Here is a 19,161-nt window from a genome sequence, read left to right on the forward strand (position 1 = left end):
CGAAGGGAAGCCATGAACGGGGGGACGCAGTATGCAGTTGAGGCGGCGATTGACGCTGATGGCCGCGACCATCGTGGCCACGCCACTGGTCCTGGCGGGGTGCACCGCCGACCGCACGCCCGGCGCACGACCCGCGGACGGGCGGGCGCCGGAGTTGACCGTGACACCCGCCGACCAGACGCGGGATCTGCCCATCACCGTCGAGGTGGGTACCGCCGTCAAGGGCGGGCGGATCACGGCTGTGCGGATCACCGACGACAGGGGGATACAGGTCAAGGTGGAGCCGCGTGAGGACGGGTCGGCGTGGGTGCCGAGCGCCCCGTTGCAGCCGATGCGCACCTACACCGCCGAGGTCGCCGCCACCGGCGACGCCGGGAAGAGCACTACCCGGAAAACCACCTTCACCACGATGCCGAAATCGTCAAAACCGGCGGTCACCAGCACGTTGTATTTCGCCGGAAACCAGACGTACGGCACGGCGATGCCGGTAACCGTCGCGTTCGACCCGCCCATTGCCAAAGAGGCCAGACCGGATGTGCAGCGCCGGTTGTTCGTGAAGACGGATCCGCCGCAGCCGGGGGCCTGGTCGTGGCTGGAGGACGGCAGTCAGGTCTATTACCGGGCGCCCGATTTCTGGCGGCCCGGCACAACGATCAGCGTCCGGGCCGGGCTGCAGGGCCTGCCGATCGGCAAGGACCGGATCGGCGATGCGGACCGGACCGCCACCTCCAAGATCGGCCGGCAGGTGGCGTTGGATGTCGACAACGCCACCAAGAAGATGTCGGTCTACCAGGACGGGAAGCTGATCCGCAAGATCCCGGTCAGCCTCGGCAAGCCGAGCACGCCGACCTCCAGCGGCAAAATGGTGATCATGGAGAAGCACCAGCAGACGACGTTCGACACCCGCGGCGAGCCGAACGGCGGCTACGTGGTCGACGTCGAGGACGCCCAGCGGCTCACCTGGGGCGGCGAGTTCATCCACGGGGCGCCGTGGTCGGAGGGCGACCAGGGCTACACCAACGTCTCGCACGGTTGCACCAACGTCTCAGCGGCCGCCGCGGACTGGCTGATGGGCATCACCCAGGTCGGTGACCTGGTCACGTTCAAGGGCACCGAGGTGCAGCTGCAGCCGGGCAACGGGTGGACGGCCTGGAACGTCAGCTGGGACGACTTCGTCAAGGGCAGCGCCCTGCCCGTACCGGCCGGGCTCCAGCCGGCGCAGGTCAGCCCGGCCAACCCGGGCGCCGTAGCCGGCGGATCACCCGCACCGGCGCCGTCCCTCTCCGGCGGCTGATCCGGGCCTACAGGACCGGTCCGCCACCCGGTGGGCCGGTCCTTTGCCGTACCCGCGGCGCGCGATCCAGCGGTACCGGGCCACGCCCGCAGCGACCACTCCGCCTGCCATGAGCGTTCGAAACGATGGAACTGGGCCGACGGGTGCGGTCCACCTTGGTATCCGCCATCACCTCAGGCCTGCCGCGACGAGACCAGGGTGGCGAAGACGATGACATTGTCGGTGTAGCTGCGTTTCTGCTCGTCGAAGGTCCCGCCGCAGGTGATCACCCGCAGGCTCGCCGTGTCCGACGGGCCGTACACCAGATCGGTGGGGAAGGCGTCCTTAGGATACGACTTCACCCCGTCGACCCGGAAGGTCACCTCGGTCCGGTCAACCCGGACCACCTGGATCATGTCGCCGGGCAGGAGCTCACCGAGGCGGAAGAACACTGCCGGACCGATCTTCGCCGAGTCGACGTGACCCATGATGACGGCGTTGCCGACCTCTCCGGGACTGGCGCCCAACTTGTACCAACCGGCATCCATCGCCTGCTCCAGCGGCGGCACCTGCACGGTGCCGTCCCCGTTGACGCCGAGGGCGAGGATGTCCGCCCGCACGCCGACGCGGTCGATGGTGATGCGGGTCGGCGCCGATCGGGCCAGGCCTCTGTGCTCCGCCGCGGCGCTTGGCTCGGATGAGGCATGGGGCGCATGCGGCGTGATGGTCGCGGGCGCGACGGCCGGCGGTGGCTGGGGAGGTGGGGATGAGGCGGAGGATCCCCTCAGTGCGGCACCGACTATGCCCGCGCCGGTCAACGCTGCCACCCCTGCCAGCGCCAGCGCGATTGTCGCCGCGACCCGCTGCGCCGACCTGCGCCGCGTGCCGTACACCCTGCCGGCGGATGCCGTGCCACCCGCTGCTGCCTCGCCACCCATACCCGCACGCTAGATGGTGCAAACGAGAACTATTGGTGGAAAACGGGCTCACGCACCGATGGGGGACGCCGGTCAGGTGGCGGCGGACGGTGACGGTGACGGTGGTCTGGTCGACGTCGCTGGCGCGCGCGGTGACCTTCAGCGTCCACTCACCCGCGGCGGGGAAGCGAACCTCGGCGCTGGCGTGGTGGGGTTCCGGCGTGTCGACCGGCACCGTGATCGGCTCGACGCCGGCGGCGGGCAGAGCGAGGCTGATGGCCCATTCCGCGACGGGCAGGGCCCTGGCCTGCGGGGTGTAGACGTAGATGTGCAGGCTGTTGGCCACATCCGCCCGCCGGGGTAGACATCGAACCACAGCATGTAGAGGCCGGTGGTGAGGGTCTGCGCGACGCTGTTGCGCGCAACCCGGGCGGCGTCGGTGCCGGCGACCCGTCCTGGTGAGGTCGTCTGCACCAGCACCGCGGTGAGCGCGAGGACCACCGCCGTGGCCGCGAGTTCGAGCCAGCGGCCCCGGCGAGCCGGCGGGGGCGGGTCGCCGCGGCGCGGCGGCGCACCCTCCGCCGCTGCCCGGCGGCGACAGCGAGGACCCCGGCCAGCCGTGCGGCCTTGCCGCAAAGCGGCCGCCCGTACGCGGTGTCGAGCAGCGCCGAGGGCGGCCCAGTTCGAGCGCGGCCTGGGCGACGCCGGCGGCGACGAGCCAGCAGACCGCGAGGGTCGCCCACCGTGACCAGGCCGGCAGGATCCGCGCGAGAACCCGCTCGTGGGTGCGGCGCGGCAGGAACACGGCCAGGGTGAACAGACTGCCAAGCCAGATGGTCACCCCGGCGAGATGGGCGGTGCCCACCGCGACGCTCACCGGCCGCAGGGGCGAGGCCACCGGGTGGCCCGCCAAGGGCCAGGTGGCCAGCGCGGCCAGTCCCACCAGCGCCAGCCCGGCGGTGTGCCAGCGGCCCGCGGCGCCGCGCAGGACGGCCGGTAGCAGCGTCGCCGCGGCGCCGAGCAGCGCCAGCCGCGCGGCGAGCACCGCCCCGACCACCGCTGGCGCCGACCGCCTCCAGGTCCCCGACCGTCAGCTCGCCGATCCTCGCCCCGACCATGTCCGCGGCCTGTCCCACCCAGGTGCCGGCCGGGGCCGCGGCGACCAGCCCCTGGTGAACGCCATGACGGTCGCCCCGCGGCGGGACAGCCGCCGGGGCCACATCGTGGCCACCAGCAACACCGGTCCGACCGCCAGGACCAGGCCCAGGTAGCTGGCGTACTTGGCCGCCGGCACGAGCACCCGCCCGGGCCGGTCGGCGCCGCCGGCACCCTGCGGCGCTGTCGCCGATGGCGCTCCTGCCGAGTAGGCGAAGCTGCCCGCGATCGGGTGGCTGTCGGCGGAGGCCACCCGGTAGCTCACCAGGTAGGTGCCCAGCGGCTTGTCCGGCACCCGCACCGGGATCCGCATCGTCGCGCCGTCGAGCACCGGCTCACCGTTGTTGATCATCTTGCCGTCCGGGCCGAGGACCTGCACGCGCCCGGCGACCGGAAACCCCGGTTCGCTGAAGGCCAGCACCACCTCCCGCGGCGCGTACCCGATGACCTCGTCGCGCACGGGCGACGTGGCGACCAGGGCGGCATGCGCGGCGCAGGGACTGGCTGGCGCCAGCGGCACGGCGAGAACGGCCAACATCAACCCGCGCCGGATCGCGGTTCGTGTACGCACGCCAGATGGTTCGGACGCCACTACCAGAAGGACCCGGCCGCCGTCCTCCCGTCCAGCTCGCCGTGGCCGCGGCCCGGCGACCCGCGCAGGCGCCGCGGACCGGCCTACCGGCTGCCGGCCAGCAGCACGGCGAGTTCCTCCGGCACGGGCATCGGCTGGGTCAGCGGCACCCGCGCCCGGCCGGTGTTCCCCTGCGGGTAGCGGCCGGTAGCTGAGCCCGGGCCCGCAACCGCCAGGCGGATTACCTGCCCTACCGCCTCGATGATGTCGCGCTCGCGCAGGGCGCGCCGCAGCATGACGGCGTGCACGACGGTGTGTGGCCAGGGCCACGGCTGGGACAGGATGTGGGCCCGCTCGGCCGCCCGCCACGCCGCCGCAGGGTCGGACGTGTGGCGGGCGGTGGCGAGTTCGGCGTCGAAGACCGCGCGGACGGTCGCCGGCATCTTCTGGAACATCACGCGGCGTCTGACGGGCAGCAGGTACAACCAGGCCGGCATCCGCACCCATCCGTGTCGGGGCCGGCGGCTGATGGGGTGGTCAGGGGCACGGTGCAGCAGGCGTCGCCGCGCCACGCCTCGCGGCCTTCCTTGACGGCGACGGCGGCGATGACCAGTGCGGCGATCGGGTCGGCCCAGGACCAGCCGAACAGGCTGTTGAGGCCGAGGCCCACCAGCAGGACCGCGGATAGGTAGGTGCACAGCAGGGTCTGCTTGGAGTCGGCGACCGCCGAGCGGGAGCCGAGTTCCCGACCGGCGCGGCGCTGCGCGTACGACAGACCCGGCATGACCGCCAGCGACACCACGGCGAGGACGATGCCGACCGGGGAGTGCTCGGCGTCGGCGCCGCCGAGCAGGGCACGGGCCGACTCGACGGTGACGTAGGCGGCCAGGGCGAAGAACGACACGGCGATGATCCGCAGCGCGGTCTTCTCCCGCGCCTCGGGGTCGCGGCCGGCGAACTGCCACGCGACCGCCGCCGCCGACGACACCTCGATGATCGAGTCGAGACCGAAGCCGACCAGGGCGGTCGACGAGGCGATCGTGCCGGCGCTGATCGCCACGACCGCCTCGATCAGGTTGTAGGTGATGGTCGCGGCGACCAGCAGCCTGACCCGCCGGGCGAGCACGGCCCGCCGGGCCGGGGACGGCTCGGCCGGCGCCTGGATCAACGGCAGGCTCATCAGCAGCACCCCTTGTCGTCGGTGTCTGGGCACGCCGCGGGGTCCACCGCCAGGACCAGGCCGAGCAGGTCACCCAGGGCGTGCGCCAGCCGCGCGTCGGCCAGTTCGTATCGGGTGCGCCGGCCCTGCGGCACCGTCACCACCAGGCCGCACCCTCGCAGACAGGTGAGATGGTTCGACAGGTTTTGCCGGGTCGTGCCCAGCAGCTCGGCCAGCTCCGCCGGATAGCCGGGCCCGTCGCGCAGCGCCAGCAGCAGCCGAGCCCGGGTCGGATCCGACAGGGCGTGGCCGAACCGGGCCAGCACCTGCCCGTACGTCAATGTCTCCACGGGCACGACAGTACACTCTTCGCTGTACTAACCGGTGAACGGCCCCCTGGGTAGTCATGTGGGCCGTTCCCAGGAAGCTGACAGCAAGTCGGTACAGCGCCCCCCGTATGGTCCGCGCGATGTCCCACCAGACCGTGGGACGTCATGTCGTTGGCTGATGAACAAGGACGTGGAATGACCAAGAACACCCGCCTGACCTTGGCGCTGATCGCGGCAGTGGTGCTTGTGGTCAGCGGGTTGCTGGCCGTCAACCGCACCGACGAGCCGCGCGCCGCTACCACGGCCGCCGGCGCCATCGACCCGGCTTTGCTGGTGCGCGAGGACAGCCACCGGCTGTCCACCGCCGCCGACGGCAAGGTGACCCTGGTGGAGTTCCTCGACTTCGAGTGCGAGTCCTGCGCCGCCGCCTACCCGGCGGTCAAGCAGGTCCTGGCCACCTACTCCGACCGCATCACCTTCGTGGTCCGGTACTTCCCGATCCCCAGCCACCCCAACGCCGAACTGGCCGCCCGCACCGCGCAGGCCGCCGCGAACCAGGGCCGCTTCCACGACATGTACACGCAGCTGTTCGACAACCAGACCCGCTGGGGACACAAGGAGCAGCCGCAAACCGATCTGTTCCTCGGCTACGCCCGCACCCTCGGACTGGACATGCAGCGGTTCCAGCGCGACCTCGACGACCCCGCCACCGCCGCCCGGGTGGCCAAGGACAAGACCGACGGCGAAGCCGTTGGCGTGCAGGGCACCCCGACGTTCTTCCTCAATGGCCGCCAGCTGACCGACCTGCGCACGCAGGACGACCTCGTCGCGGCCATCGACGCCGCCCTGGCCGAATGAGCACCGCCACCGTCGAACGGCGAAGCGAGCAGGACTCCTCGCGCGGGCGGTTCCTCGCTCGGGCCACGGCGTGGATCTGCGCCGTTGGCGGCGGCATCGGCATGCTGGCCGCAACCATCCTCACCGTCGAAAAGATCAACCTGCTCGCCCGGCCCGGCTACGTGCCCAGCTGCAGCATCAACCCGATCCTGTCCTGCGGCTCGGTCATGACCACACCCCAGGCCGAGGCGTTCGGCATCCCGAACCCACTGATCGGCATCGCCGGCTTCACCGCCGTCACCACCATCGGCGTCGCCCTGCTCGCCGGCGCATGCCTGCCCCGCTGGTTCTGGCTCGGCCTGCACGCCGGCGCCACCTTCGGCGTGGTCTTCGTGCACTGGCTCATCTACCAGAGCCTCTACGTCATCGGCGCCCTGTGCCCCTACTGCATGCTCGTCTGGGCCGTCACCATTCCGATCTTCCTCTACACCACCCTGCGCAACCTGCACGACTTCTCCGGCCCGCTCCCGGGGCCTGTGCGGGCGGCCGGGATCGCCGCTGCCGGCTACCACAGTCTCATCCTCACGGCCTGGTACGCGCTGATCCTGGCTGCGATCCTGGCCCGCTTCTGGGACTACTGGACAACGCTCATCTGATCCCTGCCGCAACGGACGGCAGGCAGGAGCACCAGCACCCGTAGCCCGGCCTGATACGTCACGGCGAGGAGTCATACGAACAGCGGCAGCTGCGCGTCACACAGGCTGCCTTTATCAGGTCGGGCCTCGCTGTTAGCCCCCTGCCCGCGTCCCAGGCAGTCATCGTTCATCGGCTTCTTCAAGGCTCCTTGACTGACACGGCAAATAGCTGGACGAGGAGAGGTTCCGTCTTGAAGGACAAGGATCTCGAAGGCGCCGAGCGTTCGCAGCTTTCGCGCCGTCAATTGGTGAAGTACGCCGGTGTCGGGGCGACCCTGGCGGCGGCGAGCCCGCTGGTGGGTGGCGGTGCGGCCTGGGCCAACGACGACCGCGAGGACGACAAGCGCGACAAGGGCGGGGAGTCCCGTAACCGGGTGTGGCGGGCCGGCGACCACCACATCCACTCGGAGTACAGCGGCGAGTTCGACACCTCGACGAACCCGCCGACGTTCCACAAGGGCGCCGACGCGGTGTACCCGATCGTCACCAACGCGATCATGGCGAAGAACTTCGGCCTGACCTGGGCGATGGTCACCGACCACGGCGGGCCGACCCACTCGAAGGTCAACCTGGAACAGGCCTACCCCGACCTGTTGCTGTCCCGCAAGCTCGTGCCCGACGTGCTGCAGTTCTGGGGCATGGAGTTCGACGCCCCGGCGATGGACCACCACACCCTGATGATCCCACGCCACGACGACGAGGCGCAGATGCTCTTCGACCTGGAGAGCAAGTTCGCCAAACGCGACCCGTTCCCCGCCGTCCCGGGCGGGGACACCGAGGCCAAGATGGTCGAGTTTCTTAAATACGCCAAGACCCTGCGGCAGAAGCCGTTGGTCATCGCGCACCACGCTTCCCGGTCGGCTCCCGGTTGGGGCGTGTGGGGGCAGGACACGCCGCACGAGTTCCGCAACGGCAACAACGCCGCGCCGGACATCTATGTCGGCTTCGAGGGCGCTCCCGGCCACCAGGCGGGCCCGCTCAACGGCGGCGCCCGGGGCGGCTACGGCAACCACCCGACCCACGGCGGCTACGATCAGATGACCGCTCGGGTTGGTGGGCTGTGGGACTCGCTGCTCGGTGAAGGGCGGCGCTGGTGGATCACCGCGACGTCGGACTCGCACGTGCACTGGACCCGCGGTGGTTCCGACTTCTGGCCGGGCGAGTACAGCAAGACGTACGTGCTGGCGCGGCAGGACTACGGCGACATCATGGACGGCCTGCGTAACGGCCGGATCTGGGTCACCACCGGCGACCTGATCACCAGCCTCGACCTCACCGCGAGGAGCCAGGGCAAGGACGCGGCGATGGGTGAGACCGTCACCGTGACCCGCCGCGACCGCACCGACGTCGAGATCGAGATCAAGTTCCGGCCGCTTAACGGCCAGAACCACAACGGCGACCGGCCCGAGGTCCGGCGGGTCGACCTGATCGTCGGGCAGATCACCGGCCCGTCCGCCAACCTCGACGCCGACACCAACCCCACCACCAAGGTCGTGGCCCGGTTCGGTCCCCGCGACTGGCGCAAGCAGGGCAACGACTACGTCGTCAAGCACACGCTGCGCAACGTGGACGGTGACATGTACGCCCGCGTCCGCGGCACCAACACCGACGAGGCCGAGCCGCTCGCCGACGGGCTCGAGAGCCCGTGGGAAGACCTGTGGTTCTACTCGAACCCGGTCTTCGTCCACGTCCGCTGAACCAGCCGGTCCTGAGCCTTGGCGGACCTACCGGGAGCGGCAACCAACACATGGCGCTGCTCGGAACCGTCCGACCGCCCAGCTCCTGCTTCCCCGACGTCCGTGCCTTCCGTCGCGTTTGCGACGGAAGGCACGGACGGCGCCCCTCTGCGGCCGCGCGTCCCGGTAGGACGGCGCGGCGCTGGGCGACCGCGACGGGGATCATGACGGCGAGGGCGACGACGTTGAGTCCGATGCCGACCAGCGACGTGTCGGGGCGTTCGGCGCCGATCAGGTCAGAGATGGACTTGTAGGTGACGTAGCCGGCCAGTGCGAGGAAGCTGCCGGCGATCAGCCGCAGCGCCGGCCGTTGTCGGGCGCGGGGTCCGGCGCGTAGTTGCCAGATGACGACGGCGGCGGCGAACACCTCGATGACCGAGTCGATGCCGAAGCCGATGAGTGCGATGGAGCCGGCGGCCAGGCCGGCAGTGACGGCGATGGCTCCTTCGATGATGTCCCAGACGACGATGAGCCAGGCGAGGCGCTGCCCCCGTCGGCGCAGCGCCTCCTCCCGGTTGGTCATCCGACGCTCACCGTCTCAGGGGCTGGGGTGGTGTCGGCGTCGGTGGTGGTGGTGAGGGGTGGGAGCGGGCGGGCGCGGCCGGCGCGGACGCCGTTGGCGATGATGATCACCTCGGCGATCTCGTGTACGAGGACGACGGCGGCCAAGCCGAGCACCCCGAGCAGGGCCAAGGGCATCAGGCCGATGACGACGGCGAGGGACAGGCCGACGTTCTGTAGCATGATCGACCGTGCCCGGCGGGCGTGGTCGAGGGCCTGGGGCAGGTGGCGCAGGTCCTCGCCCATGAGCGCGACATCGGCCGTTTCGATGGCCACGTCGGTGCCCATGGCGCCCATCGCGACGCCGAGGTCGGCGGTGGCCAGGGCGGGCGCGTCATTGACACCGTCACCGACCATCGCCGTGAGCCGCTGATCGCGGAGCTGCGCCACGATGCGGGCCTTGTCTTCGGGGCGCAGGTCGGCGTGCACCTCGGTGATGCCGGCCTGTTCGGCGAGGGCGGTGGCGGTGGCTTCGTTGTCGCCGGTGAGCATGGAGACGTGGTAGCCGCCGCGGCGTAGCCGGTCGATCACCTCGACGGCTTCCGGTCGAAGCTCGTCACGCACCGCGATCGCGCCGATCAGTCGGCCGTCGTCCTCGACGAGGACGGCGGTGGCGCCGGCCTGCTGCATGCCGGTGATGGTGTCGGCGAGCTCCCCGGGGTGCAGCCAGCCGGGTCGGCCGAGCCGGACGGTCCGGCCGTCGACGACGCCGGTGAGGCCGGCGCCGGTGATGGCTTCGACGTCGGTGGCCGGCCGGGGGGTGTCGACGGCGGCGAGGATCGCCCGGGCGAGGGGATGTTCGCTGCGCGCCTCCAACGCGGCGGCCAGGTCGAGGACCTGCTCGCGGGTGGCGCCGCCGGTCGCGGCGACGTCGATGACCGTCGGCCGGTTGCGCGTGAGGGTGCCGGTCTTGTCCAACGCCACACCCCGCACTGCGCCGAGCGCTTCGAGGGCGGCGCCGCCCTTGACGAGCACGCCGAGTTTGCTGGCGGCGCCGACGGCGGCGACCACGGTGACCGGCACGGAGATCGCCAGCGCGCACGGGGAGGCGGCGACTAGCACGACGAGGGCCCGCTCGATCCAGGTGGCGGGGTCTCCGAGCAGGCTACCCACGACCGCGATGAGCGCGGCGGCGATCATCACCCCGGGAACGAGGGGTTTGGCGATGCGGTCAGCGAGGCGCTGGCTGGCGCCCTTGCGGGCCTGTTCGGCCTCCACGATCCGCACGATCTTGGCGAGGGAGTTGTCCTCGGCGGTCGTGGTGACCTCGACCTCCAGTACCCCGGTGCCGTTGATCGACCCGGCGTACACCTCGCTGCCGGTGGCGGCTTCGACCGGTACGGATTCGCCGGTGATGGCGGAGACGTCGAGGGCGCTGCGGCCGGTGCGGATGATGCCGTCGGTGGCGATCCGCTCACCGGGCCGCACGATCATCAGGTCGCCGACGCGCAGCTCGGCCGGGGAGATGGTCAGCTCGGCGCCGTCGCGGCGGACGGTGGCCTGCGCGGGGACGAGGGCGAGCAGGGCGCGCAGGCCGCGGCGGGTGCGGGCCAGGGAGTACTCCTCCAGCCCTTCGCTGATGGAGTACAGGAAGGCCAGCATGGCGGCTTCGCCGACCTGACCGAGGATGACGGCGCCGACGGCGGCGATGGTCATCAGCGTGCCGACGCCGATCTTGCCCTTGGCGAGGCGGCGCAGCGTGGACGGCACGAACGTCCACGCGCCGACGGCGAGAGCGAGGGCCTGCAGGCCGATCTCCACCGGCCGCGGCGCGCCCGTCCACCCCGCGATGTAACCGGCCAGCAGCAGCACCCCGGCTACAGCGGCCGCACGGATCTCGGAGACATCCCACAGCCGTTCCGGTTCCCGTTCTTCGGCTTCACCTGTGCCGGTGGGCTTGTCGTCGCCGCAGCCGCACGCGTCGCTCATCGGGCACCTGCTCGTCGTGCGACGGCGGCAGGGGCGCTGCCGGGTCGAGGTGTGGCGGTCATGGTCACGGATCCTTTCCGAGATACGGGGGTTACAGGGATTTGATGAGGGCGGGGACGTGCCGGCGCTGCCGGATCAGCAGCGCGACGGCCAGGACGGTGTAGACGGCGGCGATCATGTAGCGGATGTTGGGTGAGGGCAGCACGAACTGGACGGCGAACAGGCCGAACAACAGCAGTGCTTCGGCGCGGGTCAGCCGCAGGTCGGCCAGGACGGCCACGCCGAGCAGGGTCTGGGCGGTGGTGAGCGCCAGCTCCTCGGTCTGCCGGGCGTCCAGCGGCAGCCCGGCGAACGTGCCGCCGCCGAGGTGGTACGCGGCGGGAAGGCAGGCGATCAGGAGGGTCCACTGGTTGAGTTTGGCTGCCAGCAGAGCACCCATGCCGTCGTCGGCGCGGCCGTGCAGCGCGAACGTGATCGCGACGATGACCTCCGGGGCTTCGGAGGCGATCGGGGCCAGCCACTGCACCAGCAGGAACTTGTCAATGCCCAGGTCGGCGCCGGCGGCGACCAGCGAGTCGCCGAACGGCTCTGCCGCGGCGAGGATGGTGACGCCGGCGGTGATGAACAGCGCGGTGACCAAGCCGCGGCGGCGGGCGGGCGGCTGCACGGCGACGGTGGCTGCGACGCCGGTCAGGTCCTCGTCGCCTTCGTCGTTGCCACGGATGCGCCACAGGTAGGCGGCGAACAGCCCTCCGAGCACCAGGGTGTCGTACCAGGCCAGCCGGCCGGTCAGCGGAATGACCAGGGCGTAGACGGTGGCGGCGGCGAGGAACACGATCTCGGTGCGCCGATGCGGCGCCAGGGTGACCCGGTCGCGCTCGCCGCGCTTCCCGTGGCGGCGCACCGCGAAGATCGCGAAGGCGACCAGCAGTGGCCACGCCACCCCGATGAGCAGTCGGTTGGCCCCGGTCATGTTCGCCGTGGCGTAGGCGGCGTAGGCCGGTTCGTGTCCGGCGGTGTAGGCGAAGTAGATGTCGACCGCGTACTCGGGCAGGATCGCCACCAGAGCCAGGATGGCCAGCGCGAGGCTGCCGGAGATGTCCACCCGTGCGGCCTCCGACGCCCACATCAGCAGCGCCACCGCGGCCAGCACCGCCGCGCCGAACACCACCATTGCCGCCACCGGCGCCAATTGCACGCCGGCCAGCCGCACAACCACCGCCGGGGCGGCGACGGCCAGGGCGATCCCGATACGGGCGGCGGCGCCCCGTCCGCTGACGGTCATTTCGATCTCAGCGCTCACCGCTCCCCCCGGCGATCCTCGAGCCCTGGATGTCGTCGGCTGCCCGGACAGTGACGGGCACGTTGCGCAGGCTTAGCCACACCGCGACCGCAACGCCGCAGATCAGGAAGGTGTCGGCCAGGTTGAACGTCGGCCACCAGTCCAGGTACAGGAAATCGACCACATGTCCTCGGCCCAGACCCGGAGACCGGAACAGCCGGTCGACCAGATTCCCGGCCGCTCCGCCTGCCACCAGGCCGAGCGCCACCGCCCACCCACGGTGGGTAACTCTGCGCCCATACCAGGCGATGCCCGCGATGACGGCCACCGTGACGACGGTGAAGACCGGAGTGATACCGGTACCGACCGAGAACGCCGCGCCCGGGTTGCGGGTCAGCCGCAGCGCCAACCCGGCGAACAGATCGACGCTGCGGCCCGGCAGCCACGCCGCGGCCGCGCTCTTGGACGCCACGTCCACCGCCAGCGCGGTCATCGCTGCCCCTGCCAGCCACGCCACCCGCTGCGGCGGGGCCTGCACAGCGGTCACTGGGCGCCGTCGCCGTAGGTGGGGCACAGCGCCACCGTCTCCCCGGTCGCGGCCAGCAGCGACTCGGCGGCCGACAGTACGGCCATCAGCTCCACGCGCGTCAGGAAGTAGAAGGACTGGCGACCGACCGCCCGATAGTCCACCAGGCCGCAGTCACGCAGGCAGGCCAGATGCGCCGACACCGTTGACTGCGCCCAACCCAGCTCCCGGACGAGATCCACCACCCGCGCCTCACCGTCGGCCAGCCGGCGAACGATCGCCAGGCGGGTCGGATCCGCAAGCCCGCGGAACAGTGCCGCAGCGGGGGCGAGAGTCTCTCGCTCCACCTGTTGTCTCATCGCCATGCGGCGATGCTAGCGCATTATTCGGGTTGGCATCGCGCGATCGCGATCACATCGTATCCACGTGATGCTGGCATGGATCTTTCGCGGATCCCCGGCATCGACAGCCGTGTCGTTCTTCGCGCTGGCCGCCTACGTCACGGTCGAGTCGGTGCGCGCGCTCGCCGGTGGCGGGGAAGCCGAGCACTCCACCGTGGGTTTGGTCCTGGCCGGCCTGTCGCTGCTCATCATGCCCGTGCTGTCTCATGCGCAGCGGCGGGCCGGGCGCGAGTTGGGTTCCCGGTCGGCGGTGGCCGACTCCAAGCAGACCCTGCTCTGTACCTACCTGTCGGCGGTACTGCTCGTCGGCCTGGGCTTCAACAGCCTGTTCGGCTGGTCATGGGCTGATCCCCTGGCCGCGCTGGTCATCGCCGCCGTTGCGATCAAGGAGGGGCGAGAGGCATGACGTGGGGACGCCTGCTGTGCGGTGCCGGTCAGCGGAGCGAACTCGCTTACTTTCCAGGCTGAGGGCGCCGGCGCCTGCGGGTGCAAGCCCGGCTGTGCCTGCTGCACGAGCGAGGCCAAGTGATCTTCCAGCGCATGCCCGAACCGGTAGGCGTCGTGTTCGACGCCGAGCTGTTCACCGCGCGCACCGCGACCGATTCCGCTGCCGCCTGGCGCGCAGCCGAACGCGCTCACATCCTGTCCCAGCCCTGGCCGTGGCGGCACACCGTCACCCACGCCGTGATGCTCAAACGAGCACCACGCGAGCGCGACGTGGTCGAAGCGGTGGGCCAGGCGGTCCGGCTCGCGGTGGCTGGCCCAGGATCAGCCGTCGGCCGCTACCCGGAAGGCAACACGGGACGGGCCCGCGTCCCCCTCACCCAGCTGATGCGGGTGCCAGATGACTTGGCGGCCATCCTGTCGCACCGAGCTGAGTGACCAGGTGGGCAGAAGCTCCGGCCAGGCGGCTAGCTGGCCCGTGGGGCGTACATGATGACGGCGACTCCGACAAGGCAGATGGCTGCGCCGATGATGTCGTAGCGGTCGGGGTGGAACTTGTCGACGACCATGCCCCAGGCGAGAGAGCCGGCGACGAAGATGCCGCCGTAGGCGGCCAGGATGCGGCCGAAGTTCGCGTCGGGTTGGAAGGTGGCGACGAAGCCGTAGACCCCGAGTGCGATGACGCCGGCCGCGACCGAGAGCAGGCCCCGGTTTTCCCGCCAGCCCTGCCACACCAGCCAGGCGCCGCCGATCTCGGCGAGCGCGGCGAGCAGGAACAGCAGGATCGAGCGGGCTACCGTCACGCGTCCGACCGTAGCGTGACTACCTCGCGCTCGCGCTGGTCACTCTGCCCGCAGGAGCAGTTGCGGCCGGCGCAGCCGGTGGTGTGGCGGCGTTTGCTGGCCCACCACCAGGACAGGCCGGCGAGCACGGCCAGGGCGAGGGCGACGCCGGGCAGGAAACGGTTGGCCGCGGCCCAGCCGGCACCACCGAGGATTCCGGCGGCCAGCAGTGGCGGCAGCACGCAGCAGGCGGCGCAGGCGGCTCCCGCGAGTCCGGTCATGCCGGAGGGGAGCAGGCGGCGCAGCCGGTTAGCAGGTGTCGGCACGGTCGTTCCTTTCGGCGAGTTCAGCAAACGGCAGGGGGCAGCAGGCGCTGCCGGCGCAGGCGACCAGGTCGTCGCAGCCGGCCGAGATGGCGGCGCGCAGGGTGTCGCGGATGACGGATAGGTCGGCCAACTTCTGTTCCACCTCGGCGAGCTTGTCCTTGGCTCGTGCCTGGAGGCCGGTGTCGGGTCGACCGTTGTGCTGGTGTTGGCCGGCGGCGAGGAGGTCGGCGACCTCGTTGAGGGTGAAGCCTAGGCGTTGCGCGGTCTTGATGATCCGCAGCAGGGTGACCGTGTCGGACGGGTAGAGCCGATGCCCGCCGGGCGACCGCTGCGGGGAGGCGAGCAGCCCTCGGCGCTCGTAGTAGCGCAGGGTTTGCAGGTTGACCCCGGCCGCGTCGGCCAGCTGGCCGCTGCGCAGCCCTGATCCGCTCATCGCTGAACCCGGACAGCCCGCTGGGCTAGGGCATCAAGCACGTCGACGTGTGCTGCCGGTACTCGAACGTCCAGCGTCAGTGAGTTCAAGTCGGGTCGCGCGATGTCGAACGTGAAGAACGAGCAGCAAGACGATTCACGGGCTGCCAGATCCCGCGCCGTCTTTTCGACCTGCTCCGCGCCGTCGAGGTGCAACCGCAGATGCTGTGCCGACAACCGCTCGGCACCCCGCACCGCGTCCCGGAAGAACTGATCGAACTCGGCGAGCCGCAGCGGCCGTTCGGCGGTCGGCAGGGTGCAGGCATCTGGCACCCAGGAGTCATCCGTCGTGACATGTTGGTCGCTCATGCAACGACGGTAAGCCTGTACCTAGGTATCAGATGCAAGCCCTGGTTCAGGAGAAGGACCAGGCTGCCGGCAGGCCGTCGGACACGGCCAACCAACGATGACCATTGGGTCGGCAATTGCCACGGTTGAGAAGCGGCTTACCGGGCAGCGACGCCGGCTGGGCGCCCACGGGTGCATACCAGTGTCCCTGCTCCTCGACCACGGTGTCGCCACAGATCCGATCAGCCCGGGCATCATTTGATGAGGCAAGGCCTTGTCGGCGTGGTCGACGCGGCCGTGACCAGAACGGACGCCATTGTCGGCACCCGCAGGAGCGAAAGCCGGCCTTCGAGGGTGCCGGTCAGCGGGCCTTCTTCGTCGTCCGCTTGCGGGGCGGCGTCAGCAGGTCGGCGATCGCCGCGATCGCGGACGGCACCAGTCGGTAGTACGCCCAGACGCCGCGCTTCTCGCGCTCGATCAGGCCGGCCTCGGTGAGGATCCGCAGGTGATGACTCACGGCCGGCTGGGACAGACCAAGCGGCGCGGTGAGGTCACTCACGGACGCCTCGCCGTCGGGAGCGGACTGGATCAGACTGAGCAGTCGCAGCCGGGCCGGGTCGGCGAATGCCTTCAGCACTCCCGCGAGCCGCTCGGCATCGGCACGCTTGATCGGCTCGCCGGCAAGCGGCGAGACGGCAGGCGTAGCTGTTTTCGCAGTTGGCACGTCTTCCATCGTTGCACCAACACCATCGATAGGCCGCTGGAACCAGGACCCGGTCACCGTCAGGTTGCGGGTAGGGAGCCCTGTCGGCTCGTCCCGGCCGTGTCAGGGGCCGGATGGGCGGTGCCGGCGTCGGCCCAGCGTGACGTGGAACTTGGGCCACTCGGCATGATGATCCGCGGACGAAGGAGGTGCCGGGCGTGCCCGGATCGTGTGACGTGGTGGTCGTCGGGGGCGGGCAGGGTGGCCTGGCGGCGGGCTACTACCTGCGCCGTGCCGGTCTGGATTACGTCATCCTCGACGCCCAGTCTCAGCCGGGTGGCGCGTGGGGGCATGGCTGGGACTCGTTGCGGTTGTTCTCGCCGGCCGAGTACAGCCCGCTGCCGGGGTGGGGGATGCCTCGGCAGGAGGGCGAAGACTTCCCGACCGCCGGGCACGTCGTGGACTATCTGCGGGCGTACGAGCAGCGGTACGACCTGCGGGTGCGCCGGCCGGTCCGGGCACATGAGGTGCGGCGAGCCGGGGAGCGCCTGGCGGTGGAGACCGACGCTGGGAGATGGCTGGCCCGGTACGTCATCTCCGCCACCGGTACGTGGGAGTGCCCGTACGTGCCCGACATCCCGGGCCGTGAGGAGTTCGCCGGCCGGCAGCTGCACACGGTGAACTACGCCTCGCCGGAGGAGTTCCGGGGGCAGCGGGTCGTGATCGTCGGCGGAGGTAACTCCGCGGCGCAGATCCTGGCGGAGGTGTCCCGGGTCGCTGAAACCACCTGGGTCACCTTGCGGCCGGCGCGGTTCATGCCGGACACCGTCGATGGTCGGGTGCTGTTCGGTGTGGCCACCCGTAAGGCCGCCGGTGGTGCCGGTGGCGGCGTCAGCGACCTTGGGGACATCGTGATGGTGCCCAGCATCCGCGACGCGCGGGAGCGCGCGGTCCTGCACTCCCGTCCGATGTTCGTGCGGCTCACCGACCGCGGCGTGCGTTGGGCGGATGGCGCAGAGCAGCCCTGCGAGGCCGTCATCTGGTGTACAGGTTTCCAGCCCGACCTCGCCCACCTCGCGCCGCTGCTGCCCGGATGGCGGCAGGGGAAGGTGGCGGTCGAGGGCACCCGGTCAATGGACGAGGCCCGCCTTTACCTGCTTGGCTACGGCGATTGGACGGGGCCGGCGTCAGCCACGCTGGTGGGTGCCGGCCGCACAGCGAAAGCGACGGTCGCCGACATCGCCACTCGACTGCGCGCAGCTTAGCGTGCCTCTTGACAGGTCGGCTGCCCGCCGGCCGAGGTGGCGACGCGGCAAGCGGGAGTGCAGGCGAGCGACAACGACGGCGACGCGGAACCAGACGAGGGCCTGCAGCCGTCAGGGGAGGTCGGCGGTGCGGGCGCTGACCCATCGCTGCGCGGCCGTTTGCACGGCGTCCCAGGGGCTGCCCAGCGGCGGGGTGTAGGACAGGTCGAGGTCAGTGAGGGCGTCGACAGTCATGCGGTGGTGCAGGGCGCCGGCGTAGATGTCCACGCGGGTGGCGACTGCGGTGTCGCGGTGGCCGACGAGCTGGGCGCCGAGCAGCTGTCCGCTGCGCTGGTCGCCGGTGATCGCGATCGTGACCGGTTTGGCGCGCGGGTAGTAGGCCTTGTGATCGTCGACGCGGGCCACGTGCGTGGCGGGATCGAATCCGTGCTCTCGGGCATCGGCGTCGCGCAGACCGGTCCGGGCGGCTACGAGGTCGAAGACTTTGACCGCCTGGGTGCCCAGCGAGCCGGCGAACTGCCGGTCGCCGCCGGTGGCATTTTCTCCCGCCACGCGGCCCTGCTTGTGCGAGGTGCTGCCGAGCGGCAGGTACGTGTTCGTGTCCAGGAGCCGGTGGTAGGTGTGCACGCAGTCCCCGGCGGCGTAGACGTCCGGCACCCCCGTGCGCATGTGCCGGTCCACCGCAATCGCCCCGCGCACTCGGAGCCGGACGCCGGCGGTCTGCGCGAGCGCGGTGTCGGGCCGGACTCCGACGACGACAAGCACCACGTCGGTGATCTGGCTGAAGCTGCCGCTATCGCCGAGCTGGTTGGTGGAATGGCCGGTGACCTTCAGCCGGCCGCCCTCGCGTGCCACCTCAGTGACGGTGGTGTCGGTGACGACGCGCACGCCGTGGCGTGTCAGTTCGTCGGCGACCAGCGTCGCCAGCTGCGGGTCGACGGTTCCCAGCACCTGCGGGATCTGCTCGACCACGGTGACCTGCAGGCCTCGGGCGTGCAGGGCTTCGGCCATCTCCAGCCCGATGTAGCCCGCTCCCACGATCAGCGCGGATTCCGGGCCCCGCTGCAGCGTCTCGGCAAGGGAGAGGGTGTCGTCCATGGTGTGCAGCAGATGCACCCCGTCGGCCGGTGTGAGCTCGTGCAGGCCGGCGATCGGCGGGCGGACCGGGACGGCGCCGGTTCCGATGATGAGCCGGTCGTAGCGGAGCTCTTCGTCACGCCCGCCTGGCCCACTGACCGTGACGGTGCGGGACGTGGGATCGATGTGCCGGGCGCGGGTGTCCAGGAGTAGTCGCAATCCGGCGTGTTCGAGGTCGTCGCGTGTGCGGTGGGCAAGGTTCCGCCAGTCGGGCACGTCGCCGGAGATGTGGTACGGGATGCCGCAGATCGAGTAGTTGGGGAAGGCGTCGGCGGCGACCACAGTGGTCTCGACGGACGGGTCGACATGTCGGGCGCGTAGCCCGGCGCTGACGCCGGCATCGCTGCCACCGATGATCAGAATGTGGGTCATGA

The 19,161-nt window shown here is 70.8% G+C and carries 22 protein-coding genes and 1 pseudogene; 8 read left to right on the forward strand and 15 right to left on the reverse strand.

Translation table 11 applies throughout. The features are described 5' to 3' along the window. Window positions 1–31 precede the first annotated feature (31 nt). Window positions 32–1,294, forward strand: coding sequence for a L,D-transpeptidase (locus FHX31_RS09070; RefSeq protein ID WP_030271581.1), 1,263 nt, complete (start codon window positions 32–34; stop codon window positions 1,292–1,294). A gap of 173 nt (window positions 1,295–1,467) precedes the next feature. On the opposite strand, the gene FHX31_RS09075 is transcribed toward FHX31_RS09070, so the two are convergent. Beyond that, window positions 1,468–2,211, reverse strand: coding sequence for a class F sortase (locus FHX31_RS09075; protein ID WP_082171190.1), 744 nt, complete (start codon window positions 2,209–2,211; stop codon window positions 1,468–1,470). Window positions 2,212–2,300: 89 nt separating this feature from the next. Here FHX31_RS09075 and FHX31_RS09080 point away from each other — a divergent pair, with 89 nt between their 5' ends. Continuing rightward, on the forward strand, window positions 2,301–2,510 hold the full coding sequence (locus tag FHX31_RS09080; RefSeq protein WP_052166179.1) for a hypothetical protein: 210 nt from the start codon (window positions 2,301–2,303) through the stop codon (window positions 2,508–2,510). Between the two features lie 770 nt (window positions 2,511–3,280). On the opposite strand, the gene FHX31_RS09085 is transcribed toward FHX31_RS09080, so the two are convergent. The 4 genes from FHX31_RS09085 to FHX31_RS09100 all read right to left on the reverse strand — a co-directional run bounded on the left by FHX31_RS09085 (window position 3,281) and on the right by FHX31_RS09100 (window position 5,431). Then, window positions 3,281–3,916 carry a copper resistance CopC family protein gene (locus FHX31_RS09085; protein ID WP_135241033.1) on the reverse strand — a complete coding sequence of 212 codons (636 nt, stop codon included), beginning with the start codon at window positions 3,914–3,916 and terminating at the stop codon, window positions 3,281–3,283. A gap of 104 nt (window positions 3,917–4,020) precedes the next feature. Continuing rightward, window positions 4,021–4,371: a DUF3703 domain-containing protein gene (locus FHX31_RS09090; RefSeq protein WP_221488040.1), complete on the reverse strand. Its 351-nt coding sequence runs from the start codon at window positions 4,369–4,371 to the stop codon at window positions 4,021–4,023. Beyond that, entirely contained in the window at window positions 4,371–5,096 is a 726-nt protein-coding gene (locus FHX31_RS09095; protein WP_030271586.1) for a cation efflux transmembrane domain-containing protein, read from the reverse strand. The genes FHX31_RS09090 and FHX31_RS09095 overlap by 1 nt, the downstream gene beginning before the upstream one ends. Continuing rightward, window positions 5,096–5,431, reverse strand: a complete 336-nt coding sequence (locus FHX31_RS09100) for an ArsR/SmtB family transcription factor (protein ID WP_030271588.1) — start codon at window positions 5,429–5,431, stop codon at window positions 5,096–5,098. Before FHX31_RS09100 ends, FHX31_RS09095 begins: the two co-directional genes overlap by 1 nt. Before the next feature lie 168 nt (window positions 5,432–5,599). On the opposite strand from FHX31_RS09100, the gene FHX31_RS09105 reads away from it, so the two are divergent. The 3 genes from FHX31_RS09105 (at window position 5,600) to FHX31_RS09115 (ending at window position 8,633) form a co-directional block, all read left to right on the forward strand. Then, window positions 5,600–6,262 carry a DsbA family protein gene (locus tag FHX31_RS09105; RefSeq protein WP_030271590.1) on the forward strand — a complete coding sequence of 221 codons (663 nt, stop codon included), beginning with the start codon at window positions 5,600–5,602 and terminating at the stop codon, window positions 6,260–6,262. Next, window positions 6,259–6,897, forward strand: a complete 639-nt coding sequence (locus FHX31_RS09110) for a vitamin K epoxide reductase family protein (RefSeq protein WP_030271592.1) — start codon at window positions 6,259–6,261, stop codon at window positions 6,895–6,897. The genes FHX31_RS09105 and FHX31_RS09110 overlap by 4 nt, the downstream gene beginning before the upstream one ends. Window positions 6,898–7,184: 287 nt before the next feature. Next, entirely contained in the window at window positions 7,185–8,633 is a 1,449-nt protein-coding gene (locus tag FHX31_RS09115; RefSeq protein ID WP_225319794.1) for a CehA/McbA family metallohydrolase domain-containing protein, read from the forward strand. A gap of 558 nt (window positions 8,634–9,191) precedes the next feature. Here FHX31_RS09115 and FHX31_RS09120 read toward each other — a convergent pair. The 4 genes from FHX31_RS09120 to FHX31_RS09135 all read right to left on the reverse strand — a co-directional run bounded on the left by FHX31_RS09120 (window position 9,192) and on the right by FHX31_RS09135 (window position 13,335). Continuing rightward, a complete protein-coding gene (locus FHX31_RS09120) occupies window positions 9,192–11,162 on the reverse strand; it encodes a heavy metal translocating P-type ATPase (protein WP_030271597.1) in 1,971 nt (656 codons plus the stop codon). A gap of 91 nt (window positions 11,163–11,253) precedes the next feature. Further along, window positions 11,254–12,465 (reverse strand): sodium:proton exchanger, encoded by a 1,212-nt coding sequence (locus FHX31_RS09125; RefSeq protein WP_083395345.1) that lies wholly within the window; start codon window positions 12,463–12,465, stop codon window positions 11,254–11,256. Then, window positions 12,455–12,937 carry a signal peptidase II gene (locus tag FHX31_RS09130; RefSeq protein WP_135241032.1) on the reverse strand — a complete coding sequence of 161 codons (483 nt, stop codon included), beginning with the start codon at window positions 12,935–12,937 and terminating at the stop codon, window positions 12,455–12,457. Before FHX31_RS09130 ends, FHX31_RS09125 begins: the two co-directional genes overlap by 11 nt. 50 nt (window positions 12,938–12,987) lie before the next feature. Further along, on the reverse strand, window positions 12,988–13,335 hold the full coding sequence (locus FHX31_RS09135) for an ArsR/SmtB family transcription factor (protein WP_030271602.1): 348 nt from the start codon (window positions 13,333–13,335) through the stop codon (window positions 12,988–12,990). 67 nt (window positions 13,336–13,402) lie between these two features. On the opposite strand from FHX31_RS09135, the pseudogene FHX31_RS09140 reads away from it, so the two are divergent. Both FHX31_RS09140 and FHX31_RS09145 read left to right on the forward strand, forming a co-directional pair. Then, window positions 13,403–13,900: pseudogene (locus FHX31_RS09140) on the forward strand (cation efflux transmembrane domain-containing protein); the annotation flags it as partial. Further along, window positions 13,897–14,253: a DUF3703 domain-containing protein gene (locus FHX31_RS09145; RefSeq protein WP_198039664.1), complete on the forward strand. Its 357-nt coding sequence runs from the start codon at window positions 13,897–13,899 to the stop codon at window positions 14,251–14,253. The pseudogene FHX31_RS09140 and the gene FHX31_RS09145, both read left to right, overlap by 4 nt. 29 nt (window positions 14,254–14,282) lie before the next feature. Here the strand turns inward: FHX31_RS09145 and FHX31_RS09150 are convergent, their stop codons facing one another. The 5 genes from FHX31_RS09150 to FHX31_RS09170 form a co-directional block, all read right to left on the reverse strand. After that, window positions 14,283–14,618 (reverse strand): YnfA family protein, encoded by a 336-nt coding sequence (locus FHX31_RS09150; RefSeq protein ID WP_030271608.1) that lies wholly within the window; start codon window positions 14,616–14,618, stop codon window positions 14,283–14,285. Next, on the reverse strand, window positions 14,615–14,923 hold the full coding sequence (locus FHX31_RS09155) for a hypothetical protein (RefSeq protein ID WP_135241031.1): 309 nt from the start codon (window positions 14,921–14,923) through the stop codon (window positions 14,615–14,617). The genes FHX31_RS09150 and FHX31_RS09155 overlap by 4 nt, the downstream gene beginning before the upstream one ends. Next, window positions 14,907–15,356, reverse strand: coding sequence for a MerR family transcriptional regulator (locus FHX31_RS09160; RefSeq protein WP_030271612.1), 450 nt, complete (start codon window positions 15,354–15,356; stop codon window positions 14,907–14,909). Before FHX31_RS09160 ends, FHX31_RS09155 begins: the two co-directional genes overlap by 17 nt. Further along, entirely contained in the window at window positions 15,353–15,703 is a 351-nt protein-coding gene (locus FHX31_RS09165; protein ID WP_030271613.1) for a hypothetical protein, read from the reverse strand. The genes FHX31_RS09160 and FHX31_RS09165 overlap by 4 nt, the downstream gene beginning before the upstream one ends. A gap of 340 nt (window positions 15,704–16,043) precedes the next feature. Continuing rightward, the gene (locus tag FHX31_RS09170) at window positions 16,044–16,415 is read right to left on the reverse strand and encodes an ArsR/SmtB family transcription factor (protein ID WP_030274786.1); all 372 of its coding nucleotides are present in this window, start codon (window positions 16,413–16,415) and stop codon (window positions 16,044–16,046) included. A gap of 188 nt (window positions 16,416–16,603) precedes the next feature. Between FHX31_RS09170 and FHX31_RS09175 the strand changes: the two genes are divergently transcribed. Then, window positions 16,604–17,650: an ArsO family NAD(P)H-dependent flavin-containing monooxygenase gene (locus tag FHX31_RS09175; RefSeq protein WP_123111594.1), complete on the forward strand. Its 1,047-nt coding sequence runs from the start codon at window positions 16,604–16,606 to the stop codon at window positions 17,648–17,650. 111 nt (window positions 17,651–17,761) lie between these two features. Here FHX31_RS09175 and FHX31_RS09180 read toward each other — a convergent pair whose 3' ends face one another. Continuing rightward, window positions 17,762–19,159 (reverse strand): FAD-dependent oxidoreductase, encoded by a 1,398-nt coding sequence (locus tag FHX31_RS09180; RefSeq protein WP_030274782.1) that lies wholly within the window; start codon window positions 19,157–19,159, stop codon window positions 17,762–17,764. Window positions 19,160–19,161: the final 2 nt, after the last annotated feature.

The organism is Micromonospora sp. CNZ286, assembly GCF_014207755.1.